Origin of the sequence: Legionella bozemanae, from assembly GCF_001648595.1 — a bacterium.
Classification (GTDB): Bacteria; Pseudomonadota; Gammaproteobacteria; order Legionellales; family Legionellaceae; genus Legionella; species Legionella bozemanae.
In genome coordinates, this window is the sequence record NZ_LBAW01000006.1 from 147,308 (window position 1) to 163,341 (window position 16,034).

Here is a 16,034-nt window from a genome sequence, read left to right on the forward strand (position 1 = left end):
CATTTCGTCTAAAGCACTTCAGGATTTATTATAAATCCTGAAGTGCTTTTACTAAATTATTTATGTCCGTTTCATTATTATAATAATGAAGGGAAATCCTAATACCACCATCGCGTTGCGTGACCCAAATATTATGACTTTCCAAAAGCTTCATTACTCTATCCAACTCTTGGAAAGGTCCTAATTGGATAATACCAGATCGATGTTGTTTCTCAGTATTAGAGACAATGGGAACATTTAACTGGCGTAATCGCTCAAATAAATAATCTGTAAGAGAACTAATTCGCTCTGTAATGTTCGTCATGCCAATTTCTTCGATTAAATCAAGTGCGGCATTAAAACCTGAAAAAATAGTCATATTATCCCAGCCTAATTCAAAAACACGAGCAGACTGGTAAAATTGACAACTTCCATCAAAACTCATCGCGGATTGGATACTTCTCCAACCAATTAAAGCAGGGGTTAATTTTTTAAAAAAATCTGGATGAATATAGATAAATGCTATTCCTTCACCACAACACATCCACTTGTAACAGGAGCAAACTAATGCATCAATTCCTTGTTTTTTTACATCTATAGGGAATGCACCAATACCTTGGGTTCCATTAACAATAAAATGAGCATCTTTTTTTAATTCCTTAACTTGCTCCAAATTAAGTTTATAGCCATTAGCATAGTGAACATAACTCGCTACGATTGAAGAAATTTTTTCATCGTTTTGTTGTAATTGCTCAGCAAGATCTGCAGCTGAATCAGCCCATTTTATTGAATGCCCAGCATTTCCCCAAGGTAAAACAGAAGAAGAAAAATCATTTTTCACAAGCAAAATTGAATCGTTCCGAGGCAAGGAATGTGCTAGTGCATTCATACCAAATGACACACTGGGAATAAATGCAATATGTTCTTTTTCTGCATTAATTAATCGAGCAATTTTTTCTCGACATGTTTCCATCAACTGAATGTTATCACCAAAAATCCGTCCCCCATTCAAGGCCAACGATTGATAACGCTCAGTGACTGCAGTAAGTGCTGGCTTTGATAAAGCGCCACCCCCCGCAGTCATAAAATAGGTTTGCTGATTTACAACAGGAAACAATTCTCTGTATTTTTCCCAATTTATCATTCTCTTATAACCCTTCTTCACAACAATAATTTAACTCTAGGCGTTCTTGAGCTTCTTCTTCACTCATACCATCCAACACATAAAGGGTTCCAGCTTTAGTTTTAGCAATCCCTAATTTATTGGCTAGTTGACCTGGCATAAAGACATGGATATCTTCTACAGCAATAGATAATTGTTGTAAAATCTCTGTTTTTAATTGTTGGGTTAACGCTGCAACTTGTTCCGAATCTAAATTGTTTAATAATTCAATTCTCAACTCAACCGCACCATTTCTTGTAATAATTTGATAATCACAAGCAATTTCATCATTTTGAAATAAAATATTTTCAATTTCTATTGGAAAAGCAGTGTTTCCTGTAGTTTGGCATTGAATTAAATCAGCAGAGCGCCCCATAGCATTGATTACAGGCGTATCGTATTCACAACCACAATCATGCTGTAATTTACCAAAATCGCCGGTTTTATAACGCAACAGCGGCATATGGTTTTGATGCGTATTGGTTAAAACAATATTGCCTAATTCCCCCTCATTCTTTATGGGGGTTTTAAAATCATCTTCTAATAATTCAATAATCAAATAAGGTTTTGAAGGTAAATGATACTGATGCTTACTGCATGATACCAAGCCACCGCTATCAAGTTCTGTTAGACCATAAACTCCATGCACTGTTGCTCCCCCATACACCTTACTAATACGGGCGAATTTAGCTTTAGAGATAATTTCCCCGGTTAAAATAATTTTTTTAATTGAAGAAGTTGCTGGATCCATACCTTGAGCGTGCATCGCCTCTGCGTAACGAAGTGTTTCCAGTGGACGAGCAATTAATAATTCGGGTTTCATGCGAGCAAAAATGTCCAACATTTTTCTAGGTGAACATAGATGGGTTTTAACTCCCGTTGGAATAGCCATAATCCCTAATTGATTTAATGCTGCAAAATATTTTAAGCCAATTGGATTCATCTCAAAAGGTAAAGCAATAACCGCACTTTTAACTTCAGTTTTATCCAAACCAAGCCATTCATAAATAAAATTCGCAAATTCGCGACTACGATCTGGTCCTAAATCAGGAATCACAGGAAAGGGATTACCTGAAGTCCCACTTGTTTCAAAATATGCGGGAGGTCTTTTAGCAAGCGCTTCGTCAACAAGAACAGAAATTCCCGGATACTTTTTATCAATCGCTGGAAAATGATGCAAATCATTTAAGTTATTAATTGCAGTTGGAACATTCTTATAGGCGTTTTTATAAAATTCAAAATGTTCCTTTACGTATTGAATCAATTCATTAAAGCGATTACACAATACTTTTTGGTCATTTTGATTTAAAAGTAAACTCGACATATTAACCCCAAAAAATTGAATAAGTAACCTCCATGTTCCATTGAAACATACAGCATTTTTATCCTACGCAGTTACTAATGCTTCTTTATCCTTGGCGCCTATACTGTAATTATTTTTGATCTGCATCATTAAGAAATCAGCATATTCCATAGGTGCAAACATTGGTTCTTCCTCAGTATTAACCGGTGCGATAACCGCATGAGGATCGGGTTCAAAGAAGAATGGAATAGAATATCTTTCTTTTCCTGAAATATTAATGACCCGGTGAGGCGTGGAAATATATTTACCATTACTAATACGATGCATCATATCCCCAGTATTTAAAATAAAAGCTCCTTCTAACGGGGGAACATCCAACCAAGTATCATCACATTGCTTGACTTGTAAGCCACCAACTGAATCTTGAGCCAACAAAGTCAATGCACCCCAATCAGTATGAGGAGCAATTCCATATTGATGCTCAGGAATTACTTCGGGTTGAGGAGGATAATACTGAAGGCGTAAAAAAGTAGTAGGATTGATAAAGAATTTATCTAAAGCATAATAATCCTGATTCAATGATAGCGCAAAAACACGAATTAAATTACGTATTAGAAGGGAGAGGTTTTCACGATAATGCAGCAATATATGCTTAAAATCCGGTAATAAATGTTCTGAAGGCCACTGATTAGGCCCTGCAAGATTAATGCCTGATTTGTAATCTGGATCGGTTTCCAATACTTCATGACCTAAAATAAAAGCAGCACTTTGATTGGGTATAATTGTTTCACCTAAAGTGGATAACTTAAATCGGGATCCCTTAATAGCCATGTAACCACGAAAAAATTGATTTTGCTTTATCTTTAATTTTTCTTCTTCAGGTAAATGATGGAACAACTTTGATTGTTCAAAAATCACCTCAAACATATGTTGAGAAATACCATGATTAACAATATATGCGAAGCCAATATTAGTATATACTTGTTTGAACTGCTGGGCTAAAGCACGTAAATCATCTACTGAACGAGCAGTAAATAACGCTGAAACATCAATTACTGGGACTTGGCTAACTTTTATCATAAAAATTCCTTAATGATTCCAGGGCAAAAACAATTTTTGTAAAAAAAGCATCCCTAACATTTGGCATCCTAAAAGGATGCCTCCTGATGTGAATTATTTCTTTTTAAAGCGCAGATAAATCCACTGACATTTATCAGAATATTCATCTGTAACAAATAATTCTCGAGTTTTACCCATGCCTGGGGTCAAAGGTTTAGGATAAATAATGTAGTCATATCCCATTTTTGCCCAAAGTGGCATTACAATAGGACATTCCTCTATAAGATAATTCAGTCCATGATTAAACAACGTACTTGTATCTGTAGAAGGATTAATTAAAGTTAAACGATCAATGTAAGTTAACACATTGGTATGAAGAGCAGCTTTATATTCTTCATTTTCATGGTAGGCTGCAACGATTTGTTCTTTAAGTTCTGCATATTCTTCATGCAATAGAAAATCATCCCAACGAATAATACTATGTGGAATAGTAAGTTTACTCAGCGCATAAGCACTTCGTTCTAACCAAAGGTCACCTGCTTCTTTAGCAAAGATATAAGCCTTTTCTTCACCCAGTCTGCCATAATGATTATGTTTTTGCAGCGTATCAGCTAATACGATGTCACAGCGGGCAAACGGATGTTTATTTACTAATTCAATTGTTGCTAGAAACTTCCCTTTTTCATGATAAGCCTGTCCAACACTAATAAATAACAGCGCTTTTTTCCCTTCAAAATTCATTTTCTTATTTTCACTTTCGATATCCAGATCGGAATATCTAAATGATGCTTTATGTGTGTTTAACTCCTCCGTGTTGAGTGGAATCCACTGTTCCTCAATTTTATGTTCGACAGAAAACATCTATAGCTTCCTCTTGAAAAAAATGGTTGTTTAAACAACTCAAAATCGTTAACTCTTTAATTCCAATAAATAAAATCGTCTACTATTTGAGAGTGGGCATGATTATATCAATAATAAGAACTATTTCACTATTTTTTTTTCACTAAACATTAAAAATATTCATTTTGGTATTTACTAATTCAATAAATTTGTTTTTAATGAGCCGAAAATAAACGATTAACTTAAGCGCTAAACATATTAGGAACAACGAGGACTCAGCAGATGAATAATCCGTTAAAATGGTACAGCAAGGAGATTAAAGAAGGCCCAGCAAATTCACGCGAACTGTCTGCACCTGAACAACAAGTGATTCTGCAGATTCTAGACTTATTGGAAAATAGTAATATAGCATGGGATGACCGTGTTCTAAAAAATAAGTTAAGCAATGAGCTGCGTCCCTTATTTGATGAAATCATGCATGCCTTAATCCATGTTCGCGGATTTATTACGTTAACCGGTTTGCCTTCGGCACATGATAAATACAGCACTGATGTAATTAAAAAATTTCTCTTGGCCTTTTGTTCGAATTTTGGTTCGCCTTTAATTCAAAATAAAAATGACGACCTTATATTTGATGTCAAAAGCATTGAAGGAATGACTTTGGATACTAGAGACTCTCGCGGTCCTTATGTGAAAGAGGCTTTGCCCATGCATACCGATGCAGGAGCTATTCTTGGTATGTATTGTCTTGCCTCAGCCGATGTTGGTGGTCATACAATTCTTGCTAGCTCTCGAACCGTTCATGATGAAATCCAGAAAATAAGGCCCGATCTTCTTGAGGTATTGTATCAGCCGTTTTATGCTGATCGCCGAGGAAATGAGGCTGCGGGCACTCCGCCTTATGATTTGAGTCCTGTCTTTGCTATGCATGACAATGAATTGCGCTGCCAATATCATCAACCATTTTATAATGATGCACAAAAAAAATTCCCAGAGCTTCCACGTTTTACTCCACAGCAAATTGAAGCTCTCGAATTATTTGATCAAGTTTCACTGCGCGAAGACATTGCATTTGAAACGAAAGTAAAGCCAGGCAGCATTATTTTAATTAATAATGAGGAAATTCTCCATGGAAGAACGACTTTTGACCATCCTGAAAATCAAACGGTTCGTCATTTACTAAGGATTTGGTTAAACACCCCTCAAATTAAACATACATTCCCTAGCTTTTTAGGTTATCCAGGATAAATTACAGATAACAAGGATGTTTATGCACATTTTTTCACCAAAAAAATTTTATTTCTTGTTTTAAAATAGATATTACTTTACAATTTTTCGGCATATTTTGGCTAAAAATTATCTTTTATAGCCTTTTTTTAAACATAATCACTAGGATGAAACGTGTCTATAACGAGTAAAGTCAATAATTATCAACATAAATGGTATGCTTTTATTGGAATCGCCCTACTTTCTTTTGGATGTTATCTCGACTACACCGTCGTGAATGTTGCCCTACCCACGATACAACATGAACTGCAAGCAAATCTAGTCTCAATGCAATGGGTGATGAATATTTACTTTTTAGCGTTATGCGTTTTAGCGACAGTTATGGGAGGCATTGGTGATTTATATGGCCGTCGACGTTGCTTATATCTTGGTGGTGGAATTTTTGTCATTGCGTCGATTATCGCAGGCATTTCTTCTGATATCCATTGGTTAATTTTGGGTCGGTTACTTCAAGGAGTCGGAGCTGCAATCATCTTCCCTCTAGGCCTTTCGTTACTACCACAGTTTTTTCCTGAAGAAGAACGAGGCAAAGCCGTAGCATGGTTTGGTAGCATAGGTGGTATCGCCTTGGCCTTAGGTCCTCTTTTAGGCGGACTCATTGTCACTTATTTGGGATGGAGATGGATTTTTTTCATTAACATTCCTATCTGTTTATTAGGCTATATATTTTGCTTCAAATCCGTTTCCGAATCCCAAACAAATACCCAACAACTCTCTTTGGATATAAGAGGTATGTTCTTACTTGCACTCACCATGGGTGGCATCGTCCTTGGTTTAATTTATAGCCAAAGCTATGGCTGGACTGCGTCTGTGACTTTAATCTGTTTTGCAGTAGCCATTATCACAGGTATCTTATTGATTAAAGCGGAAGAGAACCATCCTAACCCACTTATTGATTTTAAAGATTATTCGAACCTACTCTTTTCATCAGGAGCTATTCTCTGCTTTTTAGCGGGAATATTAAGTGCGGTTACTTTATTTTTTGATCCTCAATATTTACAAATTATCAAAGGCCAATCCGCGGAATTATCAGGCTTTGTTTTATTCGCCATCCCCGTCTCTGTTTTTCTAATGGCATTCTTTGTAGGAAAACTCATTAGTCGTCTAGGGCTATTACATACTATCCTATTAGGGTTGTTCCTGGCATGTTTCTCTGCGTTATTACAAGTATTTTTTACCAGTAACATCTCCATCTTTTATGTCATTTTCGCCTTTATTTGTCTTGGAGGCATGTGGGCAATGGGTAACACTGTCTCCATTATTGCTGCCCAAACCGCTGTAGGTCCTGAGCGTGCAAGCGTGGCAACAGGTTCTATGGTTACTTTATTTAATATCGGAGGCTCTATAGGCTTAACACTTGCGATTGTTATTTATAATTTTGTAACTGACGATGTACTATCTAAATTAATGGGATTAAATGAAACACAAACCTCCAGTTTAAAGGATTTCATCGCAAATCCTACTCATTCGTTACAACTTCCCGAAAATGATTTAATTCATCAATTGTTTAATAAAATATTCATGAATGGTTTTATTGGAGTGATGGGATTTTTATTTATTTCTTCGCTCATTGCCTTCGTAGTAGTTTGGCGAGGTAAACGTGCTGAAAGCAAAATTAAAGTAAATACACTTACCCATGTTAAGCGCAATGGTTCCATCGCTTAATCAATTGTAGCTTGGTTACCTGCAACCAGGCACAACTCTTTTCCCGGTTGTAAACAACCGGAGGTTACATATGTTTTAAGTTGAGCTATTATCCGGGGCACTTGCATTAGCCATGGAATCGATCATTAGCGCTAATCGGTTTTGCATGCTTCTCAATATATTCAATAATTTTTCCAGCAATATTAATACCTGTAGCTTTTTCAACCCCTTCAAGCCCAGGTGAAGAATTAATTTCCAAAACTAAAGGCCCATGATTCGAGCGAATTAAATCCACACCGGCAACTCTTAAGCCCATTGTTTTAGCAGCACTTACGGCAATGGCACGCTCTTGTGGTGATAGTTTTACTTTGACTGCCTTTCCCCCCTGGTGGACATTGGCACGAAACTCTCCTTCTTTTGCTTGACGTTTCACGGCAGCCACTACCTTATCTCCCACTACAAAGCACCGGATATCGACTCCGCGTGATTCTTCAATAAATTCCTGCACTAAAATATTGGCATGCATTTCTTTAAACGCGTTAATAATACTCACCGCTGATTGATGACTGTCTGCAAGAATTACTCCTTTGCCTTGTGTTCCTTCCAGTAACTTAATGACTAAAGGCGCACCTCCAACCATGCGTACTAAATCTTCAGTATCATCAGGTGATTGAGCAAAACTGGTTAAAGGCATGGGAATGCCTTTGCGAGCTAAAAGCTGCAAAGAACGGAATTTATCTCGAGAACGGGCAATCGCTAAAGATTCATTTAAAGGATACATGCCCATCGTTTCCATATGGCGCAACACTGCGGTTCCATAATAAGTATTTGATGCACCAATTCTTGGAATTACTGCATCAAAATGAGGCAGAGGGGCTCCACCCCGATAATGAACTTTAGGGCAGGAGGCAGCGACGTTCATATAACAATATAAAGGATTAATAATTCTAATTTCATGACCAGCTGCTTCACCCTCTGCTTTCAGACGCTTGTGAGAGTACAAATGTGGATTGGTGGCCAATATTGCAATTTTCATGAAAAACGCGTTCCTCAACTTTTTTTATTTTTATTATTAGAAATTCCTGGACTACTAAAACTCTATTTACAACTGGTTCTTATAAATAAAGCCTAGTCTAAAAAATGGAAAATCACATTGGAAAAAACGAAAATATATTTATAAAAAATCCTCTACCTCAAGAAACCAATAACAGGTAATCTTTGGCTAATAAATCAGCATGATGCGGCGTAGTAAAAAATGCATTAAGTTCTCCTTGAGGGTTAAATAGCATTAAAGCGCCGCTATGCTGAATATCATAATTTTTTGAATCATTTCCTTGCTCAATTACCTTAGCATAAGCAATACCCATCTCCCGAGTCATCAATTTAATGGATTCTTCATCTCCTCGTGCCCCGTAAAAATCAGGATGGAATGAAGTCACATAACTCCCTAATTTCTCTTGGTTATCCCGTTCTGGATCGATTGATATCATCACGACGCGGGGCAAATTCTTGACACCCTTATCTTCAAGGAGGTGATACATTTTGGTTAATTCTGCCATGGTAGTTGGACAAACATAGCCACAGTTTGTAAAACCAAAAAACATTATAGTCCATTTTCCTTTTAAGCTCTTATTATCAAATGATTTTGCATCAATTCCTGTCAAACTGAATCGATTAACCGGTCGTGGATTTTCAAGATAGGTACCATGAAAAGTCGACACATCGATTTTTTTCTTAAAATGGACATGTTGGCCTACAAAAATTCCCGAAAATAATCCCGCAAGAGCCAACAAAACAACTATCGTAAAGGTAACGCTTTTAGCCTTTAAACTCATTTTACCTCCTTAGAGGGAAACGGATATGAAATAAGTCTCACAAATCGTTTTTCGCAAGAATATCGACTCACATTGTTCAGGTAAGCTTATTTCAATACCGATTCCTTATAAATAATGATCAATCAATAAAAAAACAAACAATAACATCAAATACACTATTGAAAATCTAAATGTTTGCATTGCAACTACAGGCTTGTCTGTCCGATAGAGCTTATGCGACCAAAATAAAAATCGCATACCAAGTACTAACGCGCCAATTAAATAAAACAAACCACTCATGCCAATAACAAAGGGCAATACACTGACTACCAGTAATAAAATGGTATATAAATAAATATTCAATTTAGTAAACGCAATACCATGGGTTACAGGCAACATTGGAATTTGTGCATGTTGATACTCTTCGTAACGATAAATAGCCAAAGCCCAAAAATGAGGTGGCGTCCAAATAAAGATAATTAATACCAGCAATAAAGCTTGAGGGTCCAATTGATTTGTCACTGCGGTCCAACCAAGCAAAGGAGGTGCAGCACCGGCTAATCCTCCTATGACTATATTTTGTGACGTAGCTCTTTTTAAATAGCCTGTATAAATACCTGCATAGCCAATCAATGTAACGAAAGTCAGCACTGCAGTTAATTGATTAACAAAAACAACTAAAACAGTAAGTCCCAAAGTTCCTATGATTAAAGCAAACAATAAAGCTTGACGCACGGAAACCTGGCCACTGGCAACAGGTCTTTTTTTGGTTCTGGCCATAATGGCATCAATTCGTTTATCCACCAAATGATTAATTGCAGCAGCACTTCCTGCGCATAATCCAATTCCGAGTAATGAAAAAAGTAATAAAGACAGGCTAACCCAGCCTGGTGTTGCCAAATACATGCCGACAACTACAGTCAATAACATGAGTAATACTACTCGTGGCTTACATAACTCAAGGTAATCACGCCAAGCAGCTGACGAAGATTGAACTAGCTGATCAGCATGCATCATTTTGCCCCTTACGTGTAAAATGCAGTGAACCAAATAGTGTTGCTAATAATAGAGCAGCAATCCCATTATGAGCTACAGCGACACTAATTGGGAGTAAATAAATTACGTTCAAGATACCTAAAGTAAATTGAACCAACACGAGTAACAACATCACTAGGGCAGCAGTTTTAAGATAATTAAAATTGCTTCTTAATAAGATCGATAACGTGAGCACAAGCATATAAACTGCTGTGATTATTGCTCCCAATCGGTGAATGAATTGAATCGTTACTCGAACCTCATGATCAAGTAAGCCACCTTGATAATTAGCTCCTACAGGTGAAAATAAATTAAATCCTTGTGCAAAATGCAAATCAGGTATCCATACTCCATTACACATAGGAAAACCAATACATGATATCCCTGCATAATTTGAGCTTACCCAACCACCTAAAGCAATTTGCAGGAAAACGATAACCACTCCGAGACGCAACCAAAAACGCCATTGTGGTAAATCTTTCCCTTTTAGCGAACTGATTTGCAAGAGGAAACGGCTTAAACACGCAACGATAAGCATTCCACCCAAAAGATGTCCCATAACGACCACCGGCAACAGTTTTAAGGTTACTGTCCACATACCCAAAGCAGCTTGAAACAAAACCAGTATGATTAATGCTGCAGGCAAATGCCAAGGCAAGTCATTACCCTGTATACGCTTGCGCCCTACATAAAAACAGATAAAAAAGATTAACAATGCTAAAGAACCCGCTGCATAACGATGAACCATCTCCGTCCATGCTTTTCTAGACTCAATAGGAATTTGGGGGTATTGAGTCTGTACAGCTTGCAATTTTTCCTTGGCACTAGGAAGAACCATCTGGCCATAACAACCAGGCCAATCAGGACAACCTAAGCCCGCATCAGTCAAGCGTGTATAAGCGCCCAGCATGACAACTAATAAAGATAAAAGCACAGCACATGATACTACGTATCGTAATAATTTATTCTGCATCAGACTAATCACTCTTTGTTTTCCGTTGTGTTGAGCAACAACTTCAAATCTTTATATACATCATCAGGGTTAGCCTGAGATGCATAACTAAGAATTAAATAATTACCTGGATCAGCGATGAATACTTTGGCTTCAGACAATAAAGCATCTTTGGTAACAAAGTCCGCTGCAGGTAATTTCGCCACTTTAAAATCGGCTTCTTTTAAAAAGGCTTGTTGTTCTTGCGATAAGGAAGGGGCTTTATCGCTGAGAAGAAGCCACTGATCTACCTGGTACAATTTACGTCCTAATGCCAGACGAATTCGAGCTAAAACATCCAGCTGCTTCATACATACTTGGTCACAAGCTGCTGGACTCCAAAAAATGATCCGCCATTTGGGCTTTTCGTCCAAAACATCCAACATTACTGGTGGATTCAGCAAATTCCCTTTATTAACCCGTGAAGATCCCAACCAGGAAGGATGCTGGTAAAATAGATATGCAGCTATTCCAGGAGTGACAAATATTATAACCAACAACAATAAAATATAATATTTACTAGCTTGTTTTCTCATTTTTTTTCTTCAGATTTAATACTACAAATATAATTAGTACCACCAATGCCATAACAAACCACTGCAAAGCATAAGCTAAATGCCGCTGTGGAGGCATGGATACCGTCTCCCACTCACGCACAAATCCATTTGCATCGTGCTTGTCGAGGCGAATAATAAACGGAGAGACTGATTTTTGCAAAATTTGACTTATCAATTGATCATCCACACGTTCCAAAATGATTATTTTATTCCCTTTTTCTTCCAAAGCAGGCCCCAAAACCCATTGATTTTTACTTGGAAAGTATGCCGAGCCCTGCAATTCTACCATTCCTTTGGGAAACTGGATGTTTGGGAGAACGCGGCGTGTCACCTCCCCTGGAACCCAACCTCTGTCTATAATAATGATAGAACCATCAGATAATTCCAAAGGTGATAATACATCATAACCAAATTGATGATTATGATGCTGGTTATCCAGTAAAAAAACCTGCGATAAATACCTACCTTTGAGTACTATGCGTTCATATTGCAAAGGCAATTTTTCCTTTGTGGTCCAAGGGACTGGTTTTTGCTTCTCTTGTGTCTTTTGTGCAACAATCATTTTTGTTTTTTCATCGGCACGATAAATTTGCCAAAAGCCAAGGCGCACAAATAAGGAAAAAAATAAGATAGCGAGTATTAACATCGGCCAGCTTGGGGTGAAACGAAATTTAAAACAGGTTAAACTAGGCATCATTATTAATTGTTCAAATGTTAGTCATGATAAGACAGCAATTTCGGGAGTATAACAAATGATCACTAAAATTATCATCATCTGTGTCATGATTATCATCGCCGGCTCTCTAGCAAGCGGTCTTTTTTTTCTTATTCGAGACTCAGGCAATTCCAAACGCACCGTCAAAGCCTTAACTATAAGAATAACTATTTCAGTGAGTTTATTTATATTTTTATTAATTGCTTTTAAACTGGGTCTAATTAAGCCTCATGGCATTTAATTAATGTAAGTTCGAAATAAAAAGTTTTTTACTTTTTATTTTGCTAAACGAACGTTATCCCGCAAAAATGCGAAGCATTTTGCATGGGATCCATTCTAAATAACCCTGACCTTAAGGATATAATATGCGTATCTTGTTAATCAGTTTTCTATTTCTCTGTAATTGGATACACGCTGACACGATAAAGAACTATATGAACATTGCTGATAATATTCCACAGATGGAAATTAAAGCGGATCCTCAGGCACAAGCATGGGCACGCTCAGCTCGTCATGTTTTAACCATAACTTGCGAAAGTATTGCAGAAACAATGATTCATGCAAATGAAATGGCAAAAAATCAAGGTAATCCTATATTTTGTTTGCCAGCAGGAGTACAACTCAATGCATTTACTCTTTGCGAGTTGATTCAGCAAACTTATAAGGAATTATCAAGCCAGCAAAGCGATAAAGATTCTATGACTGTATCACAGGTAGCCTGGTTAGGCGCGAATAAACATTACCCCTGCCAACAAAATAAAAATGCGCTATCTCATGTTTCTGCGGCATTTGGACCAGCTTCAGAACAACATTGATCGTAAGTGAGAACGGGCTGTATTCGGCGCATCTTGCGATAAAATTGGAACATTCTGAGTCATAGCCTGGATGCTTCGCTAACACCTCCAGGCTATACAACATTAAGTCAATTTATTTACTAAATTCTTCAAAAGCTTCTAAAGCTTCAGCAGCATACATTAAAGATGGGCCGCCCCCCATATATACAGCCATACCTAAGGTTTCTAAAAGTTCTTCGCGTGTTGTTTGTAATTTAATTAATGCTTGAGAATGAAATCCGATGCAGCCAGGGCATTGTTTGGCAACAGCTAAAGCCATAGCAATTAATTCTTTGGTTTTTTTATCTAATACACCGTCTTTACTCGCTGCTTGGGCTATAGCTGAAAATCCAGACATTACTTCTGGCATTTCCTTGCGCATTTTAGCTAATTGGGTACTAATATCTTTGGTGATCTGAGAAAATTTATCTGACATTTAAGAAAGCTCCTTTTTGAAACCACTTATTTATGTTTCATCGTTCTGTTATTCTTAAAACAACAATAAATGGTTTAGTTTGAGTAATTATTTTTATATAAATACCGAGAGGGCACTTCTCGGGCCTAGTTACATTTCTACTGCCTGCAAAACTGACGAAATGCAAACAGGCTCCTAAATTTACAGCATTACTTTGTTTAGAAAAAGATTATTGATTAAGAAACAGCACGATTTAATGTTTCTTTTGCTAAAGTTAGGCGGCGTTCTACTTCCCCTAATTCTGCTTTTAAATGCAAAATTGCACTTGAATTACGATTATGTTTCAAATGCTCCAAAGTCTTAGTCATTGCCTGCTGTTGTTCTAAAAGCGTATGAATCTCCATTTCAAGATCGTTTATCCATTGTTGTCTGGTACTTAACATCTTTATGCCAAAATAAACTTTTTCCTTAGGTTTATTTTTGCCTTGATGCATTTGGCATAAAACGACTAAGACATTAATTTTCTGTCTGATTCGCTCTGCCAAATAAAAAGCGCTATGTGTGTTTTGTTGTTTGGATAACGTATGGATGTCTGCTTTAATTTCTGCAATGCACGCAGAACCGCTTACATCTGCATCAAAACGAAATAACCCTTTAGGTAACTGGTGGCCTGAAAAAAGAGAACCGAGTTCACTAATTTTCCATTCCAATTCAGGTAATCGCTCCATTAACTGACTCAGTAATTCGTTCGATGCTTCTGGTGTATCCATGCTTTTTTAATCTCAAATACCCCCTTCTTACTCAGGGCTAGGAACGTATGCAAATGTTTTAATCTGGAAGAGCAGCGTCCAATACAGCTGTTTTTCCTTGTGACCAAGTACTTATAAATGGGGGCAAGCACATTAAAATTAAACCAAAAATTAAGGTCGATTCATAACGCGCCAAGCTGCCTACATTAATTCCTTCTGGTGGGATAAAACTCACCGCCAAGGTAGCGCATACACCAATAATGCCTACACCTGCAACAAATAACATACCAATTAAACCGCCGGGAATTTGAAAAGGTCGATGGTGATGCGGCTCGGAAAGCCTTAATTTAATTGCTGCTGCAAACATAATGAAATACATCAACATGTACAATTGTGCCGCTAAAGCGGTTAACAACCAATAAGATCCATTCACACTAGGCATAAATAAGAATAAGCCTGACAGTATCGTAACAATGCTTGCCTGAGTATAAAGCATCACAACTGGTGCACCTTTTGCGTTAGTACGTTGGAAATATTCAGGTAAATTGCCATCTTCCGCAGCAACCAACAATCCTTTTGTCGGTGCAATTATCCAATTACTCACACCACCAAGCCCCCCTAAAACCAGCATTACAGCGACCACAGGCATCATCCAAAACATGTGATAACTGGAAAAGAATGCTTCGAATGCTTGCATAATTCCTGCTACCAAATTGATGTCCTTCCCGGGTAACACAATCGCTATAGCCAAAGACCCCAGGATTAAGGTACTTAAAATAATTGCTACTGAATAAATTAAGACCTTAGGAAAAGCATGCTGCGGATTGTTGACATCATTGGCATGAACTGTTGCAATTTCGATACCACAAAAAGACATAATGATTGCGGTTAGGGAAACCCACATGGATTTATCATCTAAATGCGGTACGATACTCGGAATGTCAAATTGGATTTGCAAAGGATTGCCTTGAGTAACCCAAACGACTCCAAGGCCGATAATCAACGACATAGGTAATAATAAACCAGCAAGAGAACATAGGTTACTGAATGCGGCCGAAGATTTCATTCCACGCAAGTTCAATATCGTAGCCCCCCAAAATGAACTCACAATTATTGCCCAGAGAAAATAAGGATTACTTGTCAATGCCGGATTAATTAAATAGCCAATCGTCCCCCCGACAAAAGATAAAATCGTTGGATACCAAATTACATTTTCTATCCACTGCAGCCAAATGGCTAAAAAACCCATTTTTTTGCCAAAAGCGTGTTTGACCCAAATGTAAATCCCTCCCTGTTTTGCCCACCCTGAAGCTAATTCTGCTGAAACCAAAGCTGTAGGGATTAGAAAAAATAAAGCACCTAAAACAAAATAAAAAATTAATTGACTACCAAACAGGGCTGTAGCAGGCAAATTACGTATGCTATCTACAGAACCAACTGTTATCATAGTCAGACTGAAAATTGTCAGTGAATATTTTTTATCGATCATCGCATTCCTTCAGTGCAGTTTTGGGCATGCAGAAGCACAATTATATAAGAATTAGCTTAAGAAACCCTTAATAATAGGGTAGTAATTAAACAAAATGTTCCTTAATTTTGTTCATCAACCCGCAAGCTTTTAGCGTGCACTGTAAAATAACATGATTTAATC

17 protein-coding genes are annotated in these 16,034 nt (G+C 37.3%); 4 read left to right on the top strand and 13 right to left on the bottom strand.

Going from position 1 to position 16,034, the window contains the following annotated elements; all coding sequences use genetic code 11:
* Positions 1–28: 28 nt before the first annotated feature.
* The 4 genes from A8O27_RS07345 to A8O27_RS07360 form a co-directional block, all read right to left on the bottom strand.
* Positions 29–1,123 carry an aminotransferase class V-fold PLP-dependent enzyme gene (locus tag A8O27_RS07345; RefSeq protein ID WP_058458718.1) on the bottom strand — a complete coding sequence of 365 codons (1,095 nt, stop codon included), beginning with the start codon at positions 1,121–1,123 and terminating at the stop codon, positions 29–31.
* A 4-nt stretch (positions 1,124–1,127) separates the two neighbouring features.
* Complete coding sequence (locus tag A8O27_RS07350; RefSeq protein ID WP_058458719.1) at positions 1,128–2,465, bottom strand: phenylacetate--CoA ligase family protein; 1,338 nt, start codon at positions 2,463–2,465, stop codon at positions 1,128–1,130.
* 63 nt (positions 2,466–2,528) lie between these two features.
* Positions 2,529–3,524: an isopenicillin N synthase family dioxygenase gene (locus tag A8O27_RS07355; RefSeq protein ID WP_058458720.1), complete on the bottom strand. Its 996-nt coding sequence runs from the start codon at positions 3,522–3,524 to the stop codon at positions 2,529–2,531.
* Positions 3,525–3,617: 93 nt separating this feature from the next.
* Positions 3,618–4,364, bottom strand: coding sequence for a tRNA-dependent cyclodipeptide synthase (locus A8O27_RS07360; RefSeq protein ID WP_058458721.1), 747 nt, complete (start codon positions 4,362–4,364; stop codon positions 3,618–3,620).
* A gap of 261 nt (positions 4,365–4,625) precedes the next feature.
* On the opposite strand from A8O27_RS07360, the gene A8O27_RS07365 reads away from it, so the two are divergent.
* A complete protein-coding gene (locus tag A8O27_RS07365) occupies positions 4,626–5,591 on the top strand; it encodes a TauD/TfdA family dioxygenase (RefSeq protein ID WP_058458722.1) in 966 nt (321 codons plus the stop codon).
* Positions 5,592–5,744: 153 nt separating this feature from the next.
* Complete coding sequence (locus A8O27_RS07370) at positions 5,745–7,295, top strand: MFS transporter (protein WP_058458723.1); 1,551 nt, start codon at positions 5,745–5,747, stop codon at positions 7,293–7,295.
* Between the two features lie 106 nt (positions 7,296–7,401).
* Here A8O27_RS07370 and rimK read toward each other — a convergent pair whose 3' ends face one another.
* The 6 genes from rimK to A8O27_RS07400 all read right to left on the bottom strand — a co-directional run bounded on the left by rimK (position 7,402) and on the right by A8O27_RS07400 (position 12,365).
* Positions 7,402–8,310 carry a 30S ribosomal protein S6--L-glutamate ligase gene (gene rimK, locus A8O27_RS07375; RefSeq protein ID WP_058458724.1) on the bottom strand — a complete coding sequence of 303 codons (909 nt, stop codon included), beginning with the start codon at positions 8,308–8,310 and terminating at the stop codon, positions 7,402–7,404.
* A gap of 157 nt (positions 8,311–8,467) precedes the next feature.
* Positions 8,468–9,109 carry an SCO family protein gene (locus tag A8O27_RS07380; RefSeq protein WP_058458725.1) on the bottom strand — a complete coding sequence of 214 codons (642 nt, stop codon included), beginning with the start codon at positions 9,107–9,109 and terminating at the stop codon, positions 8,468–8,470.
* Positions 9,110–9,214: 105 nt separating this feature from the next.
* On the bottom strand, positions 9,215–10,102 hold the full coding sequence (gene cyoE, locus A8O27_RS07385) for a heme o synthase (protein ID WP_058458726.1): 888 nt from the start codon (positions 10,100–10,102) through the stop codon (positions 9,215–9,217).
* The gene (locus tag A8O27_RS07390; RefSeq protein ID WP_058458727.1) at positions 10,092–11,096 is read right to left on the bottom strand and encodes a COX15/CtaA family protein; all 1,005 of its coding nucleotides are present in this window, start codon (positions 11,094–11,096) and stop codon (positions 10,092–10,094) included. Before A8O27_RS07390 ends, cyoE begins: the two co-directional genes overlap by 11 nt.
* Before the next feature lie 8 nt (positions 11,097–11,104).
* The gene (locus A8O27_RS07395) at positions 11,105–11,650 is read right to left on the bottom strand and encodes a redox-active disulfide-containing membrane protein (protein WP_058458728.1); all 546 of its coding nucleotides are present in this window, start codon (positions 11,648–11,650) and stop codon (positions 11,105–11,107) included.
* Positions 11,634–12,365, bottom strand: a complete 732-nt coding sequence (locus A8O27_RS07400) for an SURF1 family protein (protein ID WP_174223938.1) — start codon at positions 12,363–12,365, stop codon at positions 11,634–11,636. The genes A8O27_RS07395 and A8O27_RS07400 overlap by 17 nt, the downstream gene beginning before the upstream one ends.
* A gap of 58 nt (positions 12,366–12,423) precedes the next feature.
* Here A8O27_RS07400 and A8O27_RS07405 point away from each other — a divergent pair, with 58 nt between their 5' ends.
* Both A8O27_RS07405 and A8O27_RS07410 read left to right on the top strand, forming a co-directional pair.
* Positions 12,424–12,627: a twin transmembrane helix small protein gene (locus tag A8O27_RS07405; protein ID WP_019233451.1), complete on the top strand. Its 204-nt coding sequence runs from the start codon at positions 12,424–12,426 to the stop codon at positions 12,625–12,627.
* A 124-nt stretch (positions 12,628–12,751) separates the two neighbouring features.
* Positions 12,752–13,201 (top strand): hypothetical protein, encoded by a 450-nt coding sequence (locus A8O27_RS07410; RefSeq protein ID WP_058458730.1) that lies wholly within the window; start codon positions 12,752–12,754, stop codon positions 13,199–13,201.
* Positions 13,202–13,313: 112 nt separating this feature from the next.
* On the opposite strand, the gene A8O27_RS07415 is transcribed toward A8O27_RS07410, so the two are convergent.
* The 3 genes from A8O27_RS07415 to A8O27_RS07425 all read right to left on the bottom strand — a co-directional run bounded on the left by A8O27_RS07415 (position 13,314) and on the right by A8O27_RS07425 (position 15,872).
* Positions 13,314–13,655: a carboxymuconolactone decarboxylase family protein gene (locus tag A8O27_RS07415; protein WP_058458731.1), complete on the bottom strand. Its 342-nt coding sequence runs from the start codon at positions 13,653–13,655 to the stop codon at positions 13,314–13,316.
* Between the two features lie 215 nt (positions 13,656–13,870).
* Complete coding sequence (locus A8O27_RS07420; RefSeq protein WP_058458732.1) at positions 13,871–14,404, bottom strand: hypothetical protein; 534 nt, start codon at positions 14,402–14,404, stop codon at positions 13,871–13,873.
* A 58-nt stretch (positions 14,405–14,462) separates the two neighbouring features.
* The gene (locus A8O27_RS07425; protein ID WP_058458733.1) at positions 14,463–15,872 is read right to left on the bottom strand and encodes an APC family permease; all 1,410 of its coding nucleotides are present in this window, start codon (positions 15,870–15,872) and stop codon (positions 14,463–14,465) included.
* Between the last annotated feature and the right edge of the window lie 162 nt (positions 15,873–16,034).